This window comes from Pseudomonas sp. Soil_N_39 (assembly GCF_057655955.1).
The window spans coordinates 334,921-359,410 of record NZ_JBDGLI010000001.1 but is presented as its reverse complement, the minus strand read 5'-3'; the positions used below and the strand labels follow the sequence as shown (position 1 = coordinate 359,410).

At 61.7% G+C, this 24,490-nt stretch carries 20 protein-coding genes; 19 read left to right on the top strand and 1 reads right to left on the bottom strand.

The window, feature by feature from the left end:
* Nucleotides 1-153 precede the first annotated feature (153 nt).
* Together AC3A5O_RS01475 and AC3A5O_RS01470 are read left to right on the top strand one after the other, a co-directional pair.
* Entirely contained in the window at nucleotides 154-408 is a 255-nt protein-coding gene (locus AC3A5O_RS01475) for a hypothetical protein (RefSeq protein ID WP_003186715.1), read from the top strand.
* A gap of 31 nt (nucleotides 409-439) precedes the next feature.
* Nucleotides 440-1,009, top strand: a complete 570-nt coding sequence (locus AC3A5O_RS01470; RefSeq protein WP_122565265.1) for a lipocalin family protein — start codon at nucleotides 440-442, stop codon at nucleotides 1,007-1,009.
* A 135-nt stretch (nucleotides 1,010-1,144) separates the two neighbouring features.
* Here AC3A5O_RS01470 and AC3A5O_RS01465 read toward each other — a convergent pair whose 3' ends face one another.
* A complete protein-coding gene (locus tag AC3A5O_RS01465) occupies nucleotides 1,145-2,509 on the bottom strand; it encodes a formimidoylglutamate deiminase (protein ID WP_305491541.1) in 1,365 nt (454 codons plus the stop codon).
* Between the two features lie 143 nt (nucleotides 2,510-2,652).
* Between AC3A5O_RS01465 and hutC the strand changes: the two genes are divergently transcribed.
* The 17 genes from hutC to mdoH all read left to right on the top strand — a co-directional run bounded on the left by hutC (nucleotide 2,653) and on the right by mdoH (nucleotide 24,469).
* The gene (gene hutC / locus AC3A5O_RS01460; protein ID WP_170845945.1) at nucleotides 2,653-3,363 is read left to right on the top strand and encodes a histidine utilization transcriptional repressor HutC; all 711 of its coding nucleotides are present in this window, start codon (nucleotides 2,653-2,655) and stop codon (nucleotides 3,361-3,363) included.
* Nucleotides 3,360-3,929, top strand: coding sequence for a HutD/Ves family protein (locus AC3A5O_RS01455; protein ID WP_487752777.1), 570 nt, complete (start codon nucleotides 3,360-3,362; stop codon nucleotides 3,927-3,929). The genes hutC and AC3A5O_RS01455 overlap by 4 nt, the downstream gene beginning before the upstream one ends.
* 459 nt (nucleotides 3,930-4,388) lie before the next feature.
* A complete protein-coding gene (gene hutU, locus AC3A5O_RS01450; protein WP_039592729.1) occupies nucleotides 4,389-6,077 on the top strand; it encodes a urocanate hydratase in 1,689 nt (562 codons plus the stop codon).
* 153 nt (nucleotides 6,078-6,230) lie between these two features.
* Nucleotides 6,231-7,697: a purine-cytosine permease family protein gene (locus AC3A5O_RS01445; protein ID WP_122565269.1), complete on the top strand. Its 1,467-nt coding sequence runs from the start codon at nucleotides 6,231-6,233 to the stop codon at nucleotides 7,695-7,697.
* 70 nt (nucleotides 7,698-7,767) lie between these two features.
* Nucleotides 7,768-8,736, top strand: coding sequence for an ABC transporter substrate-binding protein (locus tag AC3A5O_RS01440; protein ID WP_014336129.1), 969 nt, complete (start codon nucleotides 7,768-7,770; stop codon nucleotides 8,734-8,736).
* Nucleotides 8,737-8,806: 70 nt separating this feature from the next.
* On the top strand, nucleotides 8,807-9,658 hold the full coding sequence (locus tag AC3A5O_RS01435) for an ABC transporter permease (RefSeq protein ID WP_122565270.1): 852 nt from the start codon (nucleotides 8,807-8,809) through the stop codon (nucleotides 9,656-9,658).
* Nucleotides 9,655-10,485: a quaternary amine ABC transporter ATP-binding protein gene (locus AC3A5O_RS01430; RefSeq protein ID WP_050586211.1), complete on the top strand. Its 831-nt coding sequence runs from the start codon at nucleotides 9,655-9,657 to the stop codon at nucleotides 10,483-10,485. The genes AC3A5O_RS01435 and AC3A5O_RS01430 overlap by 4 nt, the downstream gene beginning before the upstream one ends.
* A 175-nt stretch (nucleotides 10,486-10,660) precedes the next feature.
* On the top strand, nucleotides 10,661-12,184 hold the full coding sequence (gene hutH, locus AC3A5O_RS01425; protein ID WP_487752776.1) for a histidine ammonia-lyase: 1,524 nt from the start codon (nucleotides 10,661-10,663) through the stop codon (nucleotides 12,182-12,184).
* Between the two features lie 117 nt (nucleotides 12,185-12,301).
* Nucleotides 12,302-13,834 (top strand): histidine ammonia-lyase, encoded by a 1,533-nt coding sequence (gene hutH, locus AC3A5O_RS01420; protein WP_487752775.1) that lies wholly within the window; start codon nucleotides 12,302-12,304, stop codon nucleotides 13,832-13,834.
* A 127-nt stretch (nucleotides 13,835-13,961) separates the two neighbouring features.
* Nucleotides 13,962-15,164, top strand: coding sequence for an imidazolonepropionase (hutI, locus tag AC3A5O_RS01415; RefSeq protein WP_487752774.1), 1,203 nt, complete (start codon nucleotides 13,962-13,964; stop codon nucleotides 15,162-15,164).
* Nucleotides 15,165-15,175: 11 nt separating this feature from the next.
* Nucleotides 15,176-15,979: an N-formylglutamate deformylase gene (gene hutG / locus AC3A5O_RS01410; RefSeq protein WP_487752773.1), complete on the top strand. Its 804-nt coding sequence runs from the start codon at nucleotides 15,176-15,178 to the stop codon at nucleotides 15,977-15,979.
* A 299-nt stretch (nucleotides 15,980-16,278) separates the two neighbouring features.
* Nucleotides 16,279-17,226 carry a choline ABC transporter substrate-binding protein gene (locus tag AC3A5O_RS01405; protein WP_487752772.1) on the top strand — a complete coding sequence of 316 codons (948 nt, stop codon included), beginning with the start codon at nucleotides 16,279-16,281 and terminating at the stop codon, nucleotides 17,224-17,226.
* Between the two features lie 161 nt (nucleotides 17,227-17,387).
* On the top strand, nucleotides 17,388-18,302 hold the full coding sequence (locus tag AC3A5O_RS01400; RefSeq protein ID WP_122565276.1) for an alpha/beta hydrolase: 915 nt from the start codon (nucleotides 17,388-17,390) through the stop codon (nucleotides 18,300-18,302).
* 105 nt (nucleotides 18,303-18,407) lie between these two features.
* Entirely contained in the window at nucleotides 18,408-19,379 is a 972-nt protein-coding gene (pip, locus tag AC3A5O_RS01395; protein ID WP_003196909.1) for a prolyl aminopeptidase, read from the top strand.
* Nucleotides 19,376-19,813 carry a D-aminoacyl-tRNA deacylase gene (dtd, locus tag AC3A5O_RS01390; protein ID WP_053117600.1) on the top strand — a complete coding sequence of 146 codons (438 nt, stop codon included), beginning with the start codon at nucleotides 19,376-19,378 and terminating at the stop codon, nucleotides 19,811-19,813. Before pip ends, dtd begins: the two co-directional genes overlap by 4 nt.
* Nucleotides 19,814-20,133: 320 nt before the next feature.
* Nucleotides 20,134-21,906 (top strand): glucan biosynthesis protein G, encoded by a 1,773-nt coding sequence (locus AC3A5O_RS01385; RefSeq protein WP_122565372.1) that lies wholly within the window; start codon nucleotides 20,134-20,136, stop codon nucleotides 21,904-21,906.
* Nucleotides 21,899-24,469, top strand: a complete 2,571-nt coding sequence (mdoH, locus tag AC3A5O_RS01380; protein WP_487752771.1) for a glucans biosynthesis glucosyltransferase MdoH — start codon at nucleotides 21,899-21,901, stop codon at nucleotides 24,467-24,469. The genes AC3A5O_RS01385 and mdoH overlap by 8 nt, the downstream gene beginning before the upstream one ends.
* The last annotated feature ends 21 nt before the right edge of the window (nucleotides 24,470-24,490 follow it).

The following is a 24,490-nucleotide window of genomic DNA, read 5'->3' as shown; positions in this document are numbered from 1 at the left end:
GGTACGACGGCGTCACAAACCGGTTGATTCACCGATGAAACACCTCTGCACGGCCAATAAATACTGGGGACGTCAGGGAACCAGATAAGGGTTTTCTCTTCTAAGGATCAGGTTGGCACCCTGCCACCTCCCTTCCGTTCCAGGAGTTACACCATGTCGCTGCGATCTATCGCTCTGCTGTTTATGTGCGTCGTGTTGACCGCATGCAGCAAGGTCAACCAGGAAAACTATTCGAAACTGTCGGCGGGTATGCCCAAGGCCGAAGTCGAAACGTTGCTGGGAAAACCGACCGATTGCTCAGGCGCCCTCGGCATGTCCAGCTGCACCTGGGGCGACCAGAAAAGCTTTATCAGCGTGCAGTACGCCGGTGACAAAGTGTTGATGTTTTCCGGCCAAGGCCTGAAGTAAACCGAGGCCAGAGGCCTGCGGGAGAAAAATAATGATGCGGTTAGTTTTTGTGCTTTTGGCTGGCCTGGTTTTGGCTGGCTGTGCCACTTCTGGCGAAGATCCGCTGGCACCCAAGACGGTCAACAGCGTCAACCTCAAGCGTTACCAAGGGACCTGGTATGAGTTGGCCCGCCTGCCCATGTATTTCCAGCGCAATTGCGCGCAATCGGAAGCTCACTACACCCTCAAGCCAGACGGCAATGTGGGTGTGCTCAATCGCTGCCTGACCTCGGACTGGCAGTGGGAAGAAGCCAAGGGTACCGCCACGCCGCAGGTGCCGGGCAAGACCGACAAGCTCTGGGTCGAGTTCGATAACTGGTTTTCACGGATCGTGCCGGGCGTGGCGAAAGGGCAGTACTGGGTGCTGTACGTCAGCGATGACTACAAGACCGCCATTGTCGGCGACCCGAGCCGCCGCTACATGTGGCTGCTGTCCCGCACACCGACCGTCAATAGCGTCGTGCGCGAGGAACTGCTGAGCAAGGCGCGCCAGCAGGGTTATGACACGACACGACTGATCTGGCGCGCCTCGGATCGGCAGATGGCCAAGACCTCGGACTGACGGTCACCCGAAAACCAGTGTGGGAGCGAGCTTGCTCGCGATGACGGATTTCCAGTCAACATTGCGTTGAGTGTGAAGGCCTCATCGCGAGCAAGCTCGCTCCCACAGTGGTATTCCCACATTGATTCTTTGCGATCAGCCCAGGAGTTCGCGCAATACCTGGGTAAACGCCTGGGCGCTTTCCTCTTCGCCGGCATGACGCCCATCGCGCACAACCCACTGTCCACCGACCATCACATCGCGCACCTGGCGATCGCCGCCGGCAAACAGCCAGCGATTGAGGATCCCGTCGCCCTGGGCGGTGGCCAGGTATGGGTCGTTGCCATCGAGCACCAGCCAGTCGGCGCGCTTGCCGATGTCGAGGGCGCCGACCGGTTGTCCCAGGGCCTTGGCGCCGCCTTCCAATGCCGCGTCAAACAAGGTGCGGCCAACCATCGGCTGATCCGTCCGGTATAAGCGGTTGCGCCGTTGATCACGCAGGCGCTGGCCATATTCCAGCCAACGCAATTCTTCGACCACGCTCAACGACACATGACTGTCGGAGCCGATCCCCAGGCGTCCGCCCTGGGCGAGGAAATCCACGGCCGGGAAAATCCCGTCCCCCAGGTTGGCTTCGGTGGTCAGGCACAGACCGGCAATCGCCCGGCTCTTGGCAATGAGGCTGACTTCCTGGGCGTTGGCATGGGTGGCATGGACCAGGCACCAGCGCTGGTCGACCTCGGTGTTTTCGTACAGCCATTGCAACGGGCGGGCGCCGCTCCAGCTCAGGCAGTCATCGACTTCCTTTTGCTGCTCGGCGATGTGAATGTGCACCGGGCAATCACGGTCGCTGGCGGCCAGCACGTCCTGGATCTGTTCGGGCGTCACAGCGCGCAACGAGTGGAAACACAGGCCCAGTGCCTGGGACGGTTGCCCGGCCAGGATCGGCTGCAAGCGCGACTGAAGCTTCAAGTAGTTTTCAGTGCTGTTGATGAACCGGCGCTGCCCGTCATTGGGCGCCTGGCCGCCAAAACCGGAATGGCTGTAGAGCACCGGCAGCAGCGTCAGGCCGATGCCGGCGGCGCTGGCGGCGTGGCTGATGCGCAGGGCCAGCTCCGCCGGGTCGGCGTAGGGCGCGCCGTCGGTGTCATGGTGCACGTAATGGAATTCGGCGACCGAGGTGTAGCCGGCCTTGAGCATTTCGATGTACAGCTGGCGAGCGATGATGCCGAGTTGCTCGGGGCTGATTTTTCCGACGAGGCGATACATCAAGTCGCGCCAGGTCCAGAAACTGTCGTTGGGATTGCCCGCCACTTCCGCCAGCCCGGCCATCGCCCGTTGAAAAGCATGGGAGTGCAGGTTCGGCATGCCCGGCAACAACGGGCCGCCCAGCCGTTCGGCGCCGTCTGCGTGGGAACCGGCCTGGATATGGGTCAGTACGCCCTCGGCATCGACCTCAAGACGTACATCGTGGGCCCATCCACTAGGCAGCAGCGCGCGTTCGGCAAAGAAGGCGGACATGGTTCAACCTCATCGTGCGTAATTTGTATATACATATACAGACGTTTGCCTGGCCGGTAAACTCCGGCAAGCTAGCAACCTTATCCGCAGAACAGGGAACCGCCGTGCCGACTCCGCCTGCCAAACCGCCGCTGGCCGCACACATGGGTGACAGTCCGGCGCCCTTGTACGCCCGCGTCAAACAGATGATCACCCAGCAGATCGACAGTGGAAACTGGCCGCCGCATTACCGCGTGCCGTCGGAAAGCGAGCTGGTCAGCCAGTTGGGCTTCAGTCGCATGACCATCAACCGTGCCCTGCGGGAAATGACCGCCGACGGCCTGTTGGTGCGCATGCAGGGGGTGGGCACGTTCGTGGCCGAGCCCAAGAGCCAATCCGCGTTGTTCGAAGTGCACAACATTGCCGACGAAATCGCCTCCCGTGGTCATCGCCACACCTGCAAGGTGATCACCCTGGAAGAAGAGGCGGCCGGTTCCGAGCGAGCCCTGGCCCTGGACATGCGTGAAGGCCAGAAGGTGTTCCATTCGCTGATCGTGCATTTCGAGAATGACATCCCCGTGCAAATCGAGGACCGTTTTGTCAACGCACTGGTGGCGCCTGACTACCTCAAGCAGGATTTCACCGTGCAGACCCCTTACGCCTACCTGAACCAGGTTGCGCCACTGACCGAAGGCGAGCACGTGGTGGAAGCGATCCTGGCCGAGCCGAGCGAATGCAAGCTGCTGCAGATCGAGCGAGGTGAGCCGTGCCTGTTGATCCGCCGTCGTACCTGGTCCGGACGCCAACCGGTGACCGCCGCACGCCTGATCCATCCGGGCTCCCGCCACAGCCTGGAAGGGCGCTTTCATAAATGAGCCAGTTGAAGGTTTTACGCGCAGCGGATTACCCCCGCATGCCGTGGAAAAACGGCGGTGGCAGCACCGAGGAAATCACCCGCGATGCCGGGGCCGGCCTGGAAGGTTTCGGTTGGCGCCTGTCGATCGCCGATATTGCTGAATCGGGCGGCTTTTCCAGCTTCGCCGGTTACGAGCGGATCATCAGCGTCTTGCAAGGTGATGGCATGACGTTGAGCGTCGATGGCCAGGCCACGCGGGCTTTGCATCCGCTGGACCCTTTTGCGTTCAGTGGCGAGAGTCATGTGTATTGCACGCTGCTGGGCGGGCCGATTCGCGACTTCAACCTGATCTACGCGCCACAACGTTACCGCGTGCGGTTGCAGTGGTTGGGCGGCCAGCAGCGGTTTTTCAGCGAGGCGGGGACGGTGTTGGTGTTCAGTGCCGCCCCGGGATTGGCCATCAAGATCGCTGAATCTGCCGTGGATTTGGGACTCTACGACTGCTTGCAACTGAGCGGTAACACCGGGCTGGTGGATGTCTCCACCCACGGTCAATGCTGCGTGATCGAGCTGACGGCCCACTAATTTCAACTTCTTGAGTACCCTGTGGAAGCAAGGCTTGCCCGCGATGCAGGCGATGCGGTCTGCCAGAAAATCGAGTCGCCTGCGTCGCGGGCAAGCCTTGCTCCTACAGATAAATCCCCTCTTCACAAGGTGCCTGCCTACTGTTTCTTCTGCGCACCAACTTGTTACCGAATGCCCCAGCGTGGCGCAATACCACGCTTTTTTGTCCCTCTGATCTTCCCCTAAAAAGCCCTCTTAAAAAATTTCATACGGCTCGTTAACCCTTCAACTACAGGGCTTTCAGCCAATTCCCCAGCCGTTCCTAAGCATCACTTCCAACAAGTTGGCCGCTTGATTGCATATGCTTGTACATACAAGTAAAGACGTATGCGTATGAGTCACCGATATTCAACGCAACGTTCGCAAAATCGCTGCCCACTGCCCGGGCTGGTCTGGATTGATCGCTGAGGAGTTTTTGCTGTGACCGACGCTACCCGTAAACCCGAAAAATACCGTGACGTTGAAATTCGCGCCCCTCGCGGTAACACGCTGACCGCCAAAAGCTGGCTGACTGAAGCGCCGCTGCGCATGTTGATGAACAACCTCGACCCGGAAGTGGCCGAGAACCCCAAGGAGCTGGTGGTCTACGGTGGCATCGGCCGCGCGGCGCGTAACTGGGAGTGCTACGACAAGATCGTCGAAAGCCTCACCAACCTGAACGACGACGAAACCCTGCTGGTGCAATCCGGCAAGCCGGTGGGCGTATTCAAGACCCACAGCAATGCCCCTCGCGTACTGATCGCCAACTCCAACCTGGTGCCGCACTGGGCCAGTTGGGAGCACTTCAACGAACTCGACGCCAAGGGCCTGGCCATGTACGGCCAGATGACCGCTGGCAGCTGGATCTACATCGGCAGCCAGGGCATCGTGCAGGGCACTTATGAAACCTTCGTCGAAGCCGGTCGCCAGCACTACGACTCCAACCTCAAGGGCCGTTGGGTCCTGACCGCCGGCTTGGGTGGCATGGGCGGCGCACAACCCCTGGCCGCGACACTGGCGGGTGCGTGCTCGCTGAACATCGAATGCCAGCAGGTGAGCATCGATTTCCGTCTGAAAACCCGCTACGTCGACGAGCAAGCCAAAGACCTCGACGACGCCTTGGCGCGTATCGAGAAATACACCGCCGAAGGCAAGGCCATTTCCATCGCGCTGTGCGGGAATGCTGCCGAAATCCTGCCGGAAATGGTCCGTCGTGGTGTGCGCCCGGACATGGTCACCGACCAGACCAGCGCCCACGATCCCCTCAACGGTTACCTGCCGGCCGGTTGGACCTGGGACGAATACCGTGCCCGTGCCAAGACCGAACCCGCTGCCGTGGTGAAGGCTGCCAAGCAATCGATGGCCGTCCACGTCAAAGCCATGTTGGCCTTCCAGAAAATGGGCGTGCCGACCTTCGACTACGGCAACAACATCCGCCAGATGGCCCAGGAAGAGGGCGTCGAAAATGCCTTCGACTTCCCCGGCTTCGTCCCGGCCTATATCCGTCCGCTGTTCTGCCGTGGCATCGGCCCGTTCCGTTGGGCTGCGCTGTCCGGTGACCCCCAGGACATCTACAAGACCGACGCCAAGGTCAAGGAACTGATCCCCGACGACGCCCACCTGCACAACTGGTTGGACATGGCCCGCGAGCGCATCAGCTTCCAGGGCTTGCCGGCGCGTATCTGCTGGGTTGGCCTGGGCCAGCGCGCCAAGTTGGGTCTGGCCTTCAACGAAATGGTGCGCAGCGGCGAGTTGTCGGCGCCGATTGTCATCGGTCGCGACCACCTCGACTCTGGTTCCGTCGCCAGCCCGAACCGTGAAACCGAATCCATGCAGGACGGCTCCGACGCCGTTTCCGACTGGCCGCTGCTCAACGCCTTGCTCAACACCGCCAGCGGCGCGACCTGGGTGTCGTTGCACCACGGTGGCGGCGTCGGCATGGGCTTCTCCCAGCACTCGGGCATGGTGATCGTCTGCGACGGTACCGACGAAGCGGCTGAACGGATTGCCCGCGTACTGCACAACGACCCGGGCACCGGGGTGATGCGCCATGCCGATGCCGGTTACCAGATCGCCATTGATTGCGCCAAGGAGCAGGGGCTGAACCTGCCGATGATCACCGGCAAGTAACCCCTGAAGCCCATGTGGGAGCGAGCTTGCTCGCGATGAGGGTGTGTCAGTCGATGGAGCGGGTACTGACCCATCGCTATCGCGAGCAAGCTCGCTCCCACAGGGAAATTGCAGAGCCAATGAATTCCAGAACAATCCACCAGAGGTTGAACCATGGCTGTCACCAGCGAACGCGCAAGCAGCAAGCCGTTGATCGAGAAACGTTCGATCGATTACATCCCGGAAGCGGAGCGACACGGTCGGCTGTTGAGCCAGTTCACTCTCTGGATGGGGGCCAATCTGCAAATCACGGCCATTGTCACCGGTGCATTGGCGGTGGTGCTGGGCGGTGATGTGTTCTGGTCGTTGATCGGTTTGCTGATCGGCCAAGTGCTCGGCGGTGGCGTCATGGCGTTGCATGCCGCCCAAGGGCCCAAGCTTGGCCTGCCGCAGATGATCTCCAGCCGGGTGCAGTTTGGTGTGTATGGCGCGGCTATCCCGATCGTGCTGGTGTGCCTGATGTACCTGGGTTTCACCGCGACGGGAACCGTGCTTTCCGGCCAGGCGCTGGGCCAGTTGTTTGGCGTCAGCGACAGTGTCGGCATCCTCATTTTCGCCAGTGTCATCGTGCTGGTCACGGTGCTCGGTTATCGGGTGATTCACTTCATTGGCCGTGTCGCCAGCGTTATCGGTGTGATTGCCTTTGTTTACCTGTTCGCTCGACTGATCAGCCAGACGGACGTTGGCGCACTCCTGCAGATCCGCCATTTCAGCTGGAGCAGTTTCCTGCTGGCGGTGTCGCTCGCGGCCTCCTGGCAGATCGCCTTCGGCCCCTACGTGGCTGACTATTCGCGTTACCTGCCGAGCAAGACGTCCTCGGTGAAAACCTTTTTTGCCGCAGGCGCCGGTTCAGTCATCGGCGCACAGGTGGCGATGATCCTCGGCGTGTTTGCCGCCGCCTCGGCCAATGGGCAATTCGCCGGTCACGAAGTGGCCTACATCGTGGGCCTGGGGGGTACCGGCGCCACCGCTGCGCTGCTGTACTTCAGCATCGCGTTTGGCAAGGTCACCATCTCCACGCTGAACTCCTACGGCAGCTTCATGTGCATTGCCACCATCATCAGCGGTTTCCGGGGGCACCTGAACGTCACGCGTTTGCAGCGGCTGATCTTCGTGCTGGTCATCGTCGGCGCTGCGACCCTGATCGCGCTGCTCGGCCAGCACTCGTTCCTCGGGGCGTTCAAGTCCTTCATCTTGTTCTTGCTGGCGTTTTTTACGCCTTGGAGCGCGATCAACCTGGTGGATTACTACTGCATCACGCGCGAGCGCTATGACGTGCCGGCACTGGCCGACCCGAACGGTCGCTATGGTCGTTGGAATGCCCTCGGCATCAGCGTTTATGTCTTCGGTGTGCTGGTGCAATTGCCGTTCATCGCCACCAAGTTCTATACCGGTCCGCTGGTGGGAGCCATGGGCGGTGTGGATATCTCCTGGATCATCGGCCTGGTGGTCCCGGCGGCGCTGTATTTCGTCCTCGCCAAGAAGTGGCACAGCGCAGTACCCGATCAATTGATCCTGCCGCTCGAGCAGGACGCGGTTGACGCACAACCGAGCAGGGCGGGCCGCATCCAAGCGGTCTGATGGGACGTTGACAGGGCTGGATGCCTCTTGACTGCCGTAAGCCAATCCAACTGATTAGGAGCGTCACATAATGAAGTCGAACAAGACCCTGCTGACCACATTGCTTTCCATGGGCCTGCTGGCCAGCGCCGGCGCCACGCAAGCGGCGGGTTGGTGCGAGTCGGGTAAACCGGTGAAGTTCGCCGGCCTGAACTGGGAAAGCGGCATGCTACTGACCGATGTCCTGCAAGTGGTGCTGGAAAAAGGCTACGACTGCAAGACCGACAGCCTGCCGGGCAACTCCATCACCATGGAAAACGCCCTGAGCAGCAACGACATCCAGGTGTTCGCCGAAGAGTGGGTCGGCCGCAGTGAAGTCTGGAACAAGGCCGAGAAAGCCGGCAAGGTGGTCGGCGTCGGTGCCCCGGTCGTGGGCGCCATCGAGGGCTGGTACGTGCCACGCTACGTGGTTGAAGGCGACGCCAAGCGCAAGCTCGAAGCCAAGGCCCCGGGCCTGAAGAACATCGCCGACCTGGGCCAATACGCTGCCGTGTTCAAGGACCCGGAAGAACCGTCCAAGGGCCGCTTCTACAACTGCCCGGCCGGCTGGACCTGCGAGCTGGACAACAGCGAAATGCTGAAAAGCTACGGCCTGGAAAAAACCTACACCAACTTCCGCCCAGGCACCGGCCCGGCCTTGGATGCGGCGGTGCTGTCGAGCTACAAGCGTGGCGAACCGATCCTGTTCTACTACTGGTCGCCAACACCGCTGATGGGCCAGGTGGACCTGGTGAAACTGGAAGAAAAACCGGGCGTGGATAAGAGCGTAAGCATCAAGGTCGGCCTGTCCAAGACCTTCCACGACGAAGCCCCGGAACTGGTGGCGGTGCTGGAAAAGGTCAACCTGCCCATCGATATCCTGAACCAGAACCTCGGGCGTATGGCCAAGGAGCGGATCGAGTCGCCGAAACTGGCGAAGATCTTCCTGAAGGAACATCCTGAAGTCTGGCACGCCTGGGTCAGTGAAGACGCTGCCAAGAAAATCGACGCGGCTCTGTAGGTCGAATACCCCCGGCCAACCTTAGGGCTGGCCGGGACGTTCACCGCATCCACTTGATCGAGAGTCTCTTATGTTTCCCGAAAGCTTTACCTTCTCCATCGCCGATTGGGTCAACGGTTGGGTCGACTCCCTGGTGACCAACTATGGCGATGTGTTCCGGCATATCTCCGACACCCTGCTGTGGGCCATCGTCAACCTCGAAGGTGTGCTGCGCATGGCGCCCTGGTGGCTGATGCTGGCCATCGTCGGCGGCGTTGCCTGGCACGCCACCCGCAAGGTCGTGACCACGGCGGTGATCGTCGGCCTGTTGTTCCTGGTGGGCGCGGTGGGCCTGTGGGACAAGCTGATGCAGACCCTCGCGTTGATGCTGGTGGCGACGCTGATCTCGGTGTTGATCGGCATTCCCCTGGGCATCCTCTCGGCGCGCAGCAATCGCCTGCGTTCGGTGCTGATGCCGTTGCTGGACATCATGCAGACCATGCCGAGCTTCGTGTACCTGATTCCGGTGTTGATGCTGTTCGGCCTGGGCAAGGTCCCGGCGATTTTCGCCACGGTGATCTACGCCGCGCCGCCGTTGATTCGCCTGACCGACCTGGGCATCCGCCAGGTGGACGGCGAAGTGATGGAAGCCATCAACGCCTTCGGCGCCAACCGCTGGCAGCAGCTGTTCGGCGTGCAACTGCCCCTGGCCCTGCCGAGCATCATGGCCGGGATCAACCAGACCACCATGATGGCCTTGTCGATGGTCGTCATCGCTTCGATGATCGGCGCCCGAGGCCTGGGTGAAGACGTACTGGTGGGCATCCAGACCCTCAACGTTGGACGCGGCCTGGAAGCGGGGCTGGCCATCGTGATTCTCGCCGTGGTCATCGACCGCATTACCCAGGCCTATGGTCGTCCTCGGCATGAGGTGAGCAAATGAGCAACGCAGCCATCAGCAAGATCGAAGTCAAGAACGTCTTCAAGATTTTCGGCAATCGCTCCAAGGAAGCCCTGGAGCTGATCCGCCAGAACAAGACCAAGGACCAGGTGCTGGCGGAAACCGGTTGCGTGGTCGGTGTGAACGACCTGTCGTTGAGCATCGGCACCGGTGAGATCTTCGTGATCATGGGCCTGTCCGGCTCCGGCAAGTCCACGTTGGTGCGCCACTTCAACCGGCTGATCGATCCCACCAGTGGCGCGATCCTGGTGGACGGCGAAGACATCCTGCAACTGGACATGGACGCCCTGCGCGAGTTTCGCCGGCACAAGATCAGCATGGTGTTCCAGAGCTTCGGTCTGTTGCCCCACAAGAGTGTGCTGGACAACGTCGCCTATGGTTTGAAAGTGCGCGGTGAGAGCAAGCAGGTGTGCGCCGAGCGCGCGCTGCATTGGATCAACACCGTGGGCCTGAAAGGCTACGAGAACAAATACCCGCACCAGCTCTCCGGCGGTATGCGCCAACGGGTCGGTCTGGCCCGGGCCTTGGCGGCGGACACCGACATCATCCTGATGGACGAAGCCTTCAGCGCCCTCGACCCGTTGATCCGCGCGGAAATGCAGGACCAGTTGCTGGAACTGCAAAAGACCCTGCACAAGACCATCGTCTTCATCACCCACGACCTCGATGAGGCCGTGCGCATTGGCAATCGTATTGCGATTCTCAAGGACGGCAAGCTGATCCAGGTCGGCACGCCGCGAGAGATCCTGCACTCGCCGGCGGATGAGTATGTCGATCGGTTTGTGCAGCGTAGGGCTGCGGTGGTGTAAGGCTGAACTCAGTTGTGGCGAGGGGATTTATCTGTGGGAGCAAAGCTTGCTCGCGATACAGGCGCCTCGGTTCCAGAGAGGCCGCGTTGTTTTTATCGCGGGCAAGCCTTGCTCCCACAGATGTCCGCTCCTTGCCACAAATGTTATTGGCAACTTTATGTGCATGAGGCTTTAGATGTCCCAGGCTGAAAAAATCATCATCACCGGCGCTCCATTGCGTTGGCAGGACGTCGTCGCTGTCGCCCGCTTCGGCGCTGTGCTCGAGTTGTCGACCCAGACCTGGGCGCGGATCGACAATGCCCAGGCCATCGTCCAGCGCATCGTCGAAAGCGGCGAGCGCGCTTACGGCGTCAACACCGGCCTGGGGGCCTTGTGCAATGTCTCGCTCAAGGACGAACAACTCAGCCAGCTGTCGCGCAACACCCTGCTCAGCCATGCCTGTGGCGTCGGCCCGGTGCTTTCCGATGAGCAGACCCGGGCGATTATCTGCGCCGCCATCCTCAACTACAGCCAGGGCAAGTCCGGTATCCATCGCCGAGTGGTCGAGGCGTTGCTGGCGCTGCTCAATCGCGGTATCACACCGCAAGTGCCATCCCAAGGTTCGGTGGGTTACCTGACCCACATGGCTCACATCGGCATCGCACTGCTGGGTGTCGGCCAGGTCAGCTACCGCGGACAAATAGTCCCGGCGCAACAGGCCTTGGCCGCCGAGGGTTTGCAACCGGTGCAACTGGGGGCCAAGGACGGTTTGTGCCTGGTCAACGGCACGCCGTGCATGACTGGCCTGAGCTGCCTGGCCCTGGCCGATGCGACGCGCCTGGTGCAATGGGCCGACGTGATCGGCGCCATGAGCTTCGAGGCCCAGCGCGGCCAGATTGCCGCATTCGACGCCGACGTCATTGCCCTCAAGCCGCACCCGGGCATGCAGCAGGTCGGCGTGAATTTACGGGCATTGCTCGATGGCAGCGAGGTCATCGCCGCGAGCCTGGGCATCCGTACCCAGGACGCCTTGAGCATCCGTTCGATTCCCCAGGTGCACGGCGCCGCTCGCGATCAGTTGGCCCACGCCCGGCAACAGATCGAAACCGAACTCAACGCGGTCACCGATAATCCGCTGCTGCTGGGTACGCCGGAGAATTTCCGGGTCATGTCCCAGGCCAATCCCCACGGCCAGTCGGTGGCGTTGGCGGCGGACCTGTTGGCGATTGCCATGGCAGAGATCGGTTCCATCGCCGAGCGTCGCCTCGACCGCTTGATCAACCCCCACGTCAGCGGCCTGCCAGCCTTCCTGGTGGCCAACCCCGGCGTGAACTCGGGGATGATGATTGTGCAATATGTCGCCGCGTCGCTGTGCGCGGAGAACAAGCAACTGGCGCAACCGGCGGTGCTGGACAACTTCGTCACCTCCGGTTTGCAGGAAGATCACCTGAGCATGGGCACCAACGCGGCCCTGAAGCTGCACCGGGCGCTGGAAAACTGCACGCAGATCCTCGCCATCGAATACCTGTTGGCGGCTCAGGCCTTTGAGTTTCTCAAGGCCCAGCGCTTCGGCGCCGGCACCGACATCGCCTGGAAGCTGCTGCGCGAGCGCGTACCGGCCTACGACCAGGACCGCTGGCTGGCGCCGGACATCGCCAGTGCTGCGGCGCTGCTTAAAGATCCAATCGTGCTGCACGATGCTTTACCGAATTTGAATTGATCAAAAAACCGCCGGCGTGCCAAGGCATCCATCGCCCAAAAGGCGAGGGTGACGGATAACGGAACATTCCGGAGCGACTGGCGGGTGAAAAAACAAAACTCTCAAAAGGAGCAATACATGACTGCCTTAAACCTGATTCCCGGCCAATTGAGCTTGGCTCAATTGCGTGACATCTATCAGCAACCCGTGACCCTCAGCCTCGACGCCAGCGCGTCGGCGCAGATCGAAGCCAGCGTCGCCTGTGTCGAGCAGATCCTGGCCGAGAACCGTACAGCGTACGGCATCAACACCGGTTTCGGCCTGCTGGCTTCGACCCGCATCGCCAGCGAAGACCTGGAGAACCTGCAGCGCTCCCTGGTGCTGTCCCATGCCGCCGGTGTGGGCGAGCCGATCAGCGATGCGCTGGTGCGGTTGGTCATGGTGCTCAAGGTCAACAGTCTGAGCCGGGGTTTTTCGGGCATTCGCCGGCAGGTGATCGATGCGCTGATTGCGCTGATCAATGCCGAGGTCTATCCGCACATTCCGCTGAAAGGTTCGGTCGGTGCTTCCGGCGACCTGGCACCGCTGGCTCACATGTCCCTGGTGCTGCTGGGTGAAGGCAAGGCCCGCTACAAAGGCGAATGGCTGCCGGCTGTCGATGCCCTGAAAGTCGCTGGCCTCGCGCCGCTGACCCTGGCTGCCAAAGAAGGCCTGGCGCTGCTCAACGGCACCCAGGTGTCCACCGCGTTTGCCCTGCGTGGCCTGTTCGAAGGCGAAGACCTGTTTGCCGGCGCCCTGGCCCTGGGCAGCCTGACGGTGGAAGCGGTGCTCGGCTCGCGTTCGCCATTCGATGCGCGCATCCATGCCGCGCGCGGCCAGAAAGGCCAGATCGATGCCGCCGCCGCTTACCGCGATCTGCTGGGCGAGCGCAGCGAAGTCTCCGATTCGCACCAGAACTGCGACAAGGTCCAGGACCCGTACTCCTTACGCTGCCAGCCGCAAGTGATGGGCGCCTGCCTGACTCAGTTCCGCCAGGCCGCCGAGGTGCTGGTGATCGAGGCCAACGCGGTGTCGGATAACCCGCTGGTGTTCGCCGCCGAGGGTGACGTGATTTCCGGTGGCAACTTCCACGCCGAACCGGTGGCGATGGCCGCCGACAACATGGCCCTGGCGATTGCCGAAATCGGCTCCCTGAGCGAGCGTCGTATCTCGTTGATGATGGACAAGCACATGTCGCAACTGCCGCCGTTCCTGGTGGCCAATGGCGGGGTGAACTCCGGCTTCATGATCGCCCAGGTCACCGCTGCGGCCCTGGCCAGTGAAAACAAGGCGCTGTCCCATCCCCATTCGGTGGACAGCCTGCCGACCTCGGCCAACCAGGAAGACCACGTCTCCATGGCCCCGGCCGCCGGCAAGCGCCTGTGGGAAATGGCCGAAAATACCCGTGGGATTCTGGCGGTGGAATGGCTCGCGGCGTGCCAGGGGCTGGACCTGCGCGGCGGTTTGAAGACCTCCGTCAAACTGGAACAGGCTCGCAGCCTGTTGCGCGCAGAAGTGCCGTTTTATGAGAAGGACCGCTTCTTTGCGCCGGACATCAATGCGGCTACTGAATTGTTGGCCAGTCGTTGCCTGAATGAATTGGTCACGGCGCAGTTGTTGCCGAGCCTGTAAGGGCCTCATCGCGAGCAAGCTCGCTCCCACAGGGGTAGGGGTTGAACATTCATTTGGGATACACCCTGGCCCTTGTGGGAGCGAGCCTGCTCGCGAATCGATTTTGAATGAGACGAGGAGACTCGGGATGAAAACCCTCTGGCAAAACTGCCACGCCGCCACCATGGCCCAGGGCGTCTACTCGATCATCGAAGACGCGGCCATTGTCACCCAGGGCGAGCACATTCACTGGATCGGCCCGCGTGCCGAACTGCCGACGGGTGACTACCCGGCGGTCAACGACCTCAAGGGCGCCTGGGTCACGCCGGGGTTGATCGATTGCCACACCCACACGGTGTTTGGCGGCAACCGCAGCGGTGAGTTCGAACAGCGCCTGCAAGGCGTCAGCTACGCCGAGATCGCGGCGGCCGGCGGTGGCATCGCCAGCACCGTGCGCGCCACCCGCGCCGCCAGTGAAGACGAGCTGTTCGCCAGTGCCGCCAAGCGCCTGCAAAGCCTGATGCACGACGGCGTGACCACGGTGGAAATCAAGTCCGGCTACGGTCTCGACCTGGCCAGCGAACGCAAGATCCTGCGAGTCATCCGTCGCCTTGGGGCCGAGTTGCCGGTCAGCGTACGCAGCACCTGCCTGGCGGCCCACGCCTTGCCGCCGGAATACAAAGATCGCGCCGATGACTACATCGAACACATCTGCACCGAGATGCTGCCGGCCCTGGCGGCCGAGGGGCTGGTGGATGCGGTGGATGCCTTTTGCGAATACCTGGCGTTTTCCCCGGCGCAGGTCGAGCGCGTGTTCATCGCCGCACAACAACTGGGGCTGCCGGTAAAGCTGCACGCCGAACAACTGTCGTCGCTGCACGGTTCCAGCCTGGCGGCGCGTTACCAGGCGCTGTCGGCCGATCACCTGGAGTTCATGACCGAGGACGACGCCAAGGCCATGGCCGAGGCCGGCACCGTGGCAGTGTTGCTGCCGGGGGCGTTTTATTTCCTGCGCGAAACTCAACTGCCGCCTATGGATGCCCTGCGTAAGCACGGGGTGAAAATCGCCGTGGCCAGCGACCTCAACCCCGGCACCTCGCCGGCGTTGTCGTTGCGCTTGATGTTGAACATGGCCTGCACCTGTTTCCGCATGACCCCGGAGGAAGCCTTGGCGGGGGCGACGATTCATGCGGCACAGGCCTTGGGCATGGCGCAGACTCACGGTTCGCTGGAGGTCGGCAAGGTCGCGGACTTTGTCGCCTGGCACATCGACCGCCCGGCCGACCTGGCGTACTGGCTCGGTGGCGATCTGGAAAAACGCGTCGTGCGTCACGGCGTGGAAATCGATTGAGGAGAACGGTTGTGGAGAAGGTCCTGAATTTCAAGCAAGGGCGTGTGCCGCTGTTGGTCAGCATGCCCCACGCCGGCCTGCGCCTGACGCCGGCGGTGAAGGCTGGGTTGATCCCCGAAGCCCAGAGCCTGCCGGACACCGACTGGCACATTCCCAAGCTCTATGAATTCGCCAATGAGCTGGGCGCCAGCACCCTGGCCGCGGAGTACTCGCGGTTCGTCGTCGACCTGAATCGCCCCTCCGACGACAAACCGATGTACGTCGGCGCCACCACTGGGTTGTACCCGGCGACGCTGTTCGATGGCGTGCCGTTGTTTCGCGAAGGGCTGGAACCGTCGGCCGAGGAACGGGCGACGTATCTGCAACAGGTCTGGATGCCGTACCACCAAGCGCTGCAGCAGGAACTGGCACGGCTCAAGGCCGAGTTCGGCTATGCCTTGCTGTTCGATGCCCACTCGATTCGCTCGATGATCCCGCACCTGTTCGACGGCAAGCTGCCGGACTTCAACCTCGGAACGTTCAACGGTGCCAGTTGCGATCCGACCTTGGCCAGTAAACTCGAAGCCATCTGCGCCCGCCATGGTCAGTTCACCCACGTGCTCAACGGGCGTTTCAAGGGTGGCCACATCACGCGGCACTATGGCAACCCGGCCGAAGACATCCATGCGGTGCAACTGGAACTGTGCCAGAGCACCTACATGGAAGAGTTCGAACCGTTCAACTACCGCCCGGATCTGGCGGCACCGACCCAAGTGGTACTCAAGGAGCTGCTGGAAGGTTTCCTGGCGTGGGGACGGCAGGCTTACAAGAAATAAAGGCCTACCAATACTCCTGTAGCGAGGGGACTTACCTGTGGGAGCAAGGCTTGCTCGCGATACAGGCGCCTCGGTTTCAGGGGAACCGCGGTGTCTTCATCGCGGGCAAGCCTTGCTCCCACAGATCCTCTCGCTACAGGTTTGTGTTGTTCTTGAGCCTCGGGCGGAAACTGTCGCCACCGTGCAAAACCGCGTCGCCACAGTTCACCTTCGCCCCCTCGACGCTGCGTAATGTTCCGGTCACGGTGCGCCAAGACACCGACCTACAATAATCCCGCTGCCGCACGAGACCTCCCCCGATGAAAAGACTGTTCAAAGGCTGTCTGTCGATCCTCTGCGGTACCGCTATCTTGAGCACCGGCGCGATGGCCGCCGAGCCTGCGTCCTGCCAGACCGTGCGCATGGGCGTGGTCAACTGGACCGATGTGATCGCCACCAGCGGCATGGCCGATGTGCTGCTCACCGGACTGGGCTACGACAGCAAGCAGACCAGCGCCGTGCAACAGATCATCTTCGCCGGCATCCGCGACAAGCGGCTCGACATCTTCCTGGGGTATTGGAAGCCGGCGATGGACAAGAACATCGCGCCGTTCCTGGCGGCCAACCAGGTGAAGGTGCTGGACAAACCAAGCCTGGCCGACGCCCAGGCCACATTGGCCGTACCGGATTACGTGGCGGCGGCGGGGCTCAAGACCTTTGCCGACATCGCCCGGTTCAAGGATCAGCTCGGCGGCAAGATCTACGGCATCGAGCCGGGCAGTGGCGCCAACACCACCATCAAGACCCTGATTGAAACCAACCACTTCGGCCTCAAGGACTTCAAACTGATCGAGTCCGGTGAAGCGGGGATGCTGGCGGCGGTGCAGCGGGCGGTGAACCGCAAGGAGTTCGTGGTCTTCGTCGGCTGGACCCCGCACCCGATGAACATCAATATGAATATCACGTACCTGACTGGCAGCGAGGACGTCTACGGCCCGAACGAAGGCGCCGCGACCGTGTCCACCGTAACAGCGCCGGACTATGCACAGCGGTGCCCGAATGTAAACCGGCTGTTGGAAAATCTCACCTTCACCGCTGCCCAGGAGAGTCAGTTGATGGTGCCGATCATGGCGCGCAAGACACCCCAGGATGTCGCCCGGCAATGGCTGCGCGAGCATCCCGAGGATTTGCAGCGCTGGCTGGCTGGCGTCGCGAGCTTTGATGGCAAGGATGGCGTAGCGGCGGTGCAGGCCAGTCTCAAAAAATGACCTACCTAGCTGCGGCGGGGTGATTTATCTGTGGTGGAATGATTTATCTGTGGGAGCAAGGCTTGCCCGCGATAGCGATGTGTCAGCCGAAATAACGATTGGATGTACCACTGCCATCGCGGGCAAGCCTTGCTCCCACATTTTAATAGGTGGTGTTCATCATGGCCTCATATCCACTCTCTAAACAGATATCAGCCTTCATCGACCAGACCCTGAGCTTCACCAGCCCGGACGACAGCCTCGCCGGTTCGCGCCAGGCCTACAGCCGAATGTGCCGGGCGTTCAGTCCCCCATGTCCGCCGACGCTGGCCATCGAGGATTTCGAGCTGGCCGGCGTGGCGGTGCGGGCCTATTACCCGCAGCGCGCGGCACCGATTGCCGGCTGGCCATGCCTTCTTTACCTGCACGGTGGCGGTTGGGTGGTGGGGGACCTGGACTCCCATGACTTCATCTGCATGGCGCTGGCGGCTGAGCTGGGCGCGTTGGTGGTGGCGGTGGATTACCGGCTGGCCCCGGAACATCCATTTCCGGCCGGTTTCGAAGATTGCCTCGCAGTGTGGCGTCACCTGACGGACGCCCCGTTTGCCATCGACCCGCGTCGTCGGCTGGTGGTTGGTGACAGTGCCGGCGGCAATCTCGCCGCCGCGTTATGCCTGGCCTTGCGCGACGCTGGACAACCATTACCCCGGGCCCAGGTCTTGATTTATCCGGCGCTCGGCGGCCCCGCGGATCTGCCCTCGCGCCACGAGTGCTTCGATGCCCCACTCCTGAGCAGCCGCGACCTGGCACGTTATGAGGCGCTGTACCTGGGTGGCGCTCGGCCCTCGCCCTATGCCATGCCGCTACTTGCCGCCGACTTGAGCGGCTTGCCGCCAGCCCTGGTCGCCGTCGCGCAATGGGACCCGCTGCGCGACGATGGCGTCCGTTACAGCGAGCGGCTGAACGCCGCAGGAGGCGACGCCGTGCTGTATCTCGGCAAAGGGTTGGTCCACGGTTGCCTGCGTGGCCGGGGCCAGGTGCCAGAGGTCGATCGGATGTATCGCACCCTGTTGGCGTACCTGGCTGACATGCTTTGACTGCGCAGGGGGCATGCTCATTAAGGTCATTCGGGTTTATGATGCCGAACGGCAGACTAAATAGAAGTCCCTACAGGGATGACTCGACCCCTTACGGAGCGCGCAATGCAGACTTTGTACCCGCAGATCAAACCCCATGCCCGGCACGATCTGGCTGTCGATGACACCCACACGCTCTATGTCGATGAAAGCGGCTCCCCGGAAGGCCTGCCAGTGGTGTTCATTCACGGCGGCCCGGGTGCCGGCTGCGATGCGCAGAGCCGTCGTTACTTCGATCCGAACCTGTACCGCATCGTCACCTTCGATCAGCGCGGGTGCGGTCGGTCCACCCCCCACGCCAGCCTGGAAAACAACACCACCTGGGACCTGGTTGAAGACCTGGAGCGCATCCGCAAGCACCTGGGCATCGAGAAATGGGTGCTGTTCGGCGGTTCCTGGGGTTCGACCCTGGCCCTGGCGTATGCCCAGACCCATCCGGAGCGGGTGCATGGCCTGATCCTGCGTGGGATCTTTCTCTGCCGTCCGCAGGAAATCGAGTGGTTCTATCAGGCTGGCGCCAGTCGCCTGTTTCCCGACTACTGGCAGGACTACATCGCACCGATCCCGTTGGACGAGCGCGATGACCTGCTCAGCGCTTTCCACAAACGCCTGACCGGCAACGACCAGATCGCCCAGATGCACGCGGCCAAGGCCTGGTCCACCTGGGAAGGTCGCACCGCGACCCTGCGTCCGAACCCGCTGGTGGTCGATCGCTTCTCCGAGCCGCAACGGGCGCTGTCCATCGCCCGGATCGAATGCCACTACTTCACCAACAACGCCTTCCTCGAACCCAACCAGTTGATTCGCGACATGGGCAAGATCGCCCATTTGCCGGGCGTCATCGTGCACGGCCGCTACGACGTCATCTGCCCATTGGACAATGCCTGGGAGCTACATCAGAACTGGCCCAACAGCGAGCTGCAGGTGATCCGCGACGCCGGTCACGCCGCTTCGGAGCCGGGGATTACCGATGCACTGGTGCGCGCCGCCGCGCAAATGGCCCGGCGCCTGCTTGATCTGCCGCCCGAAGAAGCATGAAGGGGCTGTTGCAACGGGTGCGTGGCGCCCGGGTCGAAGTGGCGGGCGAGATCGTCGGGGCCGTGGACCAGGGCTTGCTGGTGTTGGTGGCCGTTGAGCCCGGGGATACCCGGGCCAGCGCCGACAAACTCCTGCACAAACTGCTTAACTATCGAGTGTTCAGCGACGCCGAGGGCAAGATGAACCTGTCCTTGGTGGATGTCGGTGGTGGGTTGCTGCTGGTGTCGCAGTTCACCTTGGCGGCCGACACCAAAAGCGGCTTGCGCCCGAGTTTTTCCACGGCCGCGCCACCGGCCTTGGGCGAAGAGTTGTTCAACTATTTGCTGACCCAGGCGAAACAGGTGCATGGCACTGTGGCATCAGGTAGATTCGGCGCCGACATGCAGGTTCATCTGGTCAATGATGGCCCGGTAACCTTCCTGTTACAGTCCTGAAAGCGTTTGAAACATCTTTTCGGTTCTGTTTCGAGGTCAAACAGGGAGTTTTCTCGATAAATACTTTGCTACCCCTGATGCGTTGTCACGCGGGCTACTAGATAATCGCGCGCTACGGGGGATCAGCGTTCGCTGATCCATTTGACTTAGGTAGAGAGTTGTCCTGGACCGTTTGGGGAATCATTTTGCCCCGTCGGAGTCGGAACAATGCTCGCCAACTTGGCAAGAGTGGTCCGCAGGAACGGTTTTTCAGCACCGTTACCGTGCAGATACTTTATCTGGCCGTTGGTTTTTTGATCAGTTTTCGGCGAGGGTTGCTCGTGATTGTTAGTCCCTGTAATGCACCAAAAATGACTGCCAAACGGTTGAGAAGCGCCCTGGTAACGGGCTCGGCCCTGTTGTGCCTGTTCGGCGCGGGCCAACTGTGGGCATTCAGCCTGGATGATGTATCGGCGAAGGCACAAGAATTGGCCGGGCAGAAGTTCGAAGCCCCGCGCAGCAATTTGCCGAACGAATTCCGCGAAATGAAATTCGCCGATTATCAGAAAATCCGTTTCCGCACCGAAAAAGCTGAATGGGCCGACCAGAAGACCCCGTTCCGGCTGTCCTTCTATCACCAGGGCATGCATTTCGACACGCCGGTGAAGATCAACGAAATCACCGCGACCACCGTCGACGAGATCAAGTACGACCCGACACGTTTCGATTTCGGTGATGTGAAGTTCGATCCCAAGGCTACCGAACAGTTGGGCTACGCCGGTTTCCGCGTGTTGTACCCGATCAACAAGGCCGACAAGCAAGACGAAATCATGACCATGCTGGGCGCGAGTTATTTCCGCGTTATCGGCAAGGGCCAGGTCTACGGCTTGTCCGCGCGTGGCATGGCCATCGACACCGCGCTGCCATCCGGTGAGGAATTCCCGCGCTTTCGCGAGTTCTGGATCCAGCGTCCGAAACCGACCGACAAGCACTTGGTGATCTTCGCCCTGCTGGATTCGCCACGGGCCACTGGCGCCTATCGCCTGACCGTGCGTCCGGGCACCGACACCGTCGTCGACGTGAAATCACGCGTATTCCTGCGTGATCGCGTCAACAAACTGGGCATCGCTCCGTTGACCAGCATGTTCCTGTTCGGCGCCAACCAGCCGTCCAAGGTGCTGAACTACCGTCGTGAACTCCACGATTCCAGCGGCCTGTCCATCCATGCCGGCAACGGCGAGTGGATCTGGCGTCCGCTGAACAACCCGAAACACCTGGCCGTGAGCAACTTCTCGGTAGAAAACCCGCGTGGTTTCGGCCTGCTGCAACGGGGTCGTGACTTCAGCCACTACGAAGACCTGGATGACCGTTACGAAAAACGTCCAAGCGCCTGGATCGAACCGAAAGGCGATTGGGGTAAAGGTACTGTCGATCTGGTTGAAATCCCGACCGCCGACGAAACCAACGACAACATCGTTGCGTTCTGGAGCCCGGAAAAGCTGCCTGAGCCAGGCCAGCCGCTGGACTTCGCCTACCGTCTGCACTGGACCCTCGACGAAGCCAACCTACACTCGCCGGACAGCGCCTGGGTCAAACAGACCCTGCGTTCCACCGGTGACGTGAAGCAGTCCAACCTGATCCGTCAACCGGACGGCAGTGTGGCCTACCTGGTGGATTTCGAGGGGCCGTCCCTGCAAGCGCTGCCTGAAGACGCCGAGGTGCGTAGCCAGGTGAGCGTGGGCGACAACGGCGAGATCGTCGAGAACAGCGTGCGCTACAACCCTGATACCAAAGGCTGGCGCCTGACGCTGCGCCTGAAGATCAAGGACCCGAGCAAAGCGACCGAGATGCGTGCCGCATTGGTCAGGCCGCTGGTTCCTGTCGAGTTGCCAGCCAGCGGGCATTCCGTGACCACACTGGCCAAGGCCGACAAGGTCGCCAAGCAGCAGAGCGAAAAAGAGAAAGCCAACGAGCAAGCCGGCGAGCAGAAAGAAGCCAAGGCCGTCAAGGCGTCCGCCGCCGCCGCCGAGCCGACCCCAACCCCACAGGAACCGGAACAGACTGAACAAGTCCTGACCGAGACCTGGAGCTACCAGTTGCCTGCCGATGAGTAATACGTCCGTACAACCAGAATCTCTCAGTGAGTATCTGGCCCATTTGCCGATGACCGACGAGCAGCGCGCCGAGCTGGCGGGCTGCTCGTCATTCAGCGAGTTGCACAAGCGCCTGGCTTCTTCGACATTCGACGCACCCAACGAGGCGGCTCAAGCCTCGGTGGGCCGTCGCCTGACGCTGAGCACCGCCGAGGAACTCGAGGACGCCGAAATGCTGGCCCTCGATGCCAACGGCCGGGTGTGCTTGAAGGCGACTCCGCCGATTCGCCGGACCAAGGTCGTGCCGGAACCGTGGCGCACCAATATCCTGGTGCGCGGTTGGCGGCGCCTGACCGGGCGTACCAACCCGCCGAAGCCGCCCAAGGATGAGCGCGTGCTGCCCCATGCACGCTGGCGTACCGTGGGTTCGATCCGCCGCTACATCCTGCTGATCCTGATGCTCGGCCAGACCATCGTGGCTGGTTGGTACATGAAAGGCATCATGCCGTACCAGGGCTGGTCGCTGGTGGACCTGGACGAAGTCCTGCACCAACCGTTGCTGCAGACGGCTACGCAAGTGCTGCCGTATGCGTTGCAAACCAGCATCCTGATTCTGTTCGGGATCCTGTTCTGCTGGGTGTCGGCGGGTTTCTGGACGGCGCTGATGGGCTTTCTCGAATTGCTCACCGGCCATGACAAATACCGCATTTCCGGCGCCAGCGCCGGCAACGAGCCGATTCCCAAGGACGCCCGCACCGCGTTGGTGATGCCAATCTGTAACGAAGACGTGCCGCGGGTATTCGCCGGTTTGCGCGCGACCTTCGAGTCGGTGGCCGCCACCGGTGACCTGGATCGTTTCGACTTCTTCGTGCTCAGCGACAGTAACGAAACCGACATCTGCGTGGCCGAACAGCAAGCCTGGCTGGATGTCTGCCGTGAAGCCGGGGGCTTCGGCAAGATCTTCTACCGCCGTCGTCGCCGTCGCGTGAAGCGCAAGAGCGGTAACCTCGACGACTTCTGCCGTCGTTGGGGCAGTGATTACAAGTACATGGTCGTGCTCGACGCGGACTCGGTGATGAGCGGCGAATGCCTGACCAGTCTGGTGCGCCTGATGGAAGCCACGCCGGACGCCGGCATCATCCAGACCGCGCCACGGGCTTCGGGCATGGACACGTTGTATGCGCGCATGCAGCAGTTCGCCACGCGGGTGTATGGCCCGTTGTTCACCGCTGGTTTGCACTTCTGGCAGTTGGGCGAATCCCACTATTGGGGCCACAACGCGATCATCCGCATGAAACCTTTCATCGAGCACTGCGCCCTGGCGCCGTTGCCCGGTAAAGGCGCGTTCGCCGGTGCCATCCTGTCCCACGACTTCGTCGAAGCCGCGCTGATGCGCCGTGCCGGCTGGGGCGTGTGGATTGCCTATGACCTGCCGGGCAGCTACGAAGAGCTGCCACCGAACCTGCTGGACGAACTCAAGCGTGACCGTCGCTGGTGCCACGGCAACCTGATGAACTTCCGGCTGTTCCTGGTCAAGGGCATGCACCCGGTGCACCGTGCGGTGTTTCTGACCGGCGTGATGTCCTACTTATCGGCGCCGCTGTGGTTCTTCTTCCTGGTGCTGTCCACCGCGCTGCTGGCGGTGAACACGCTGATGGAGCCGCAGTACTTCCTCGAGCCACGCCAGCTGTATCCGCTGTGGCCGCAATGGCATCCAGAAAAAGCCATCGCGCTGTTCTCGACGACCATCGTGCTGCTGTTCCTGCCCAAGCTCTTGAGCATCGTCCTGATCTGGGCCAAAGGCGCGAAGGAATTCGGTGGCAAGTTCAAGGTGACCATGTCGATGCTGCTGGAGATGCTGTTCTCCATGCTGCTGGCGCCGGTGCGGATGATCTTCCACACTCGTTTCGTCCTTGCCGCTTTCCTGGGCTGGGCCGCGACCTGGAACTCGCCGAAACGTGACGACGACTCCACGCCATGGAGCGAAGCGGTCAAGCGCCACGGCCCACAAACCTTACTGGGCTTCTTCTGGGCTTTGCTGGTGATCTGGCTGAACCCAAGCTTCCTCTGGTGGCTGGTGCCGATCGTTGGTTCGCTGATGCTGTCGATCCCGGTGTCGGTTATCTCCAGCCGCGTGGGCCTGGGCTTGAAGTCCCGTGACGAAAGCCTGTTCCTGATTCCCGAGGAATACGCACCGCCGCAGGAACTGTTGTCGACGGACCAGTACACCCATGAGAACCGTTGGCATGCACTGAACGACGGTTTCATCCGGGCAGTGGTCGATCCACAACAGAACGCCTTGGCGTATGCGCTGGCCACCTCGCGTCACGGCCAGGCCGAGCCGATTGAATGGCTGCGGGTCGAGCGTGTTCGGCACGCCCTGAAGGTCGGCCCTGCCGGTCTCAGCAATGCCGAGCGCCTGGCCCTGCTGAGCGACCCGGTGGCCTTGTCTCGCCTGCACGAGCAGGTCTGGAGCGAGGCACATCCAGAGTGGCTGGCGGCGTGGCGTGAGTCGGTCAAGGCCGACCCTCATGCACCGTTGCTGCCGCTACAGCCGGTGAGCGTTCAGCCTCAAGTTGCATGACGAAGAGCCCCGCTAACTAGC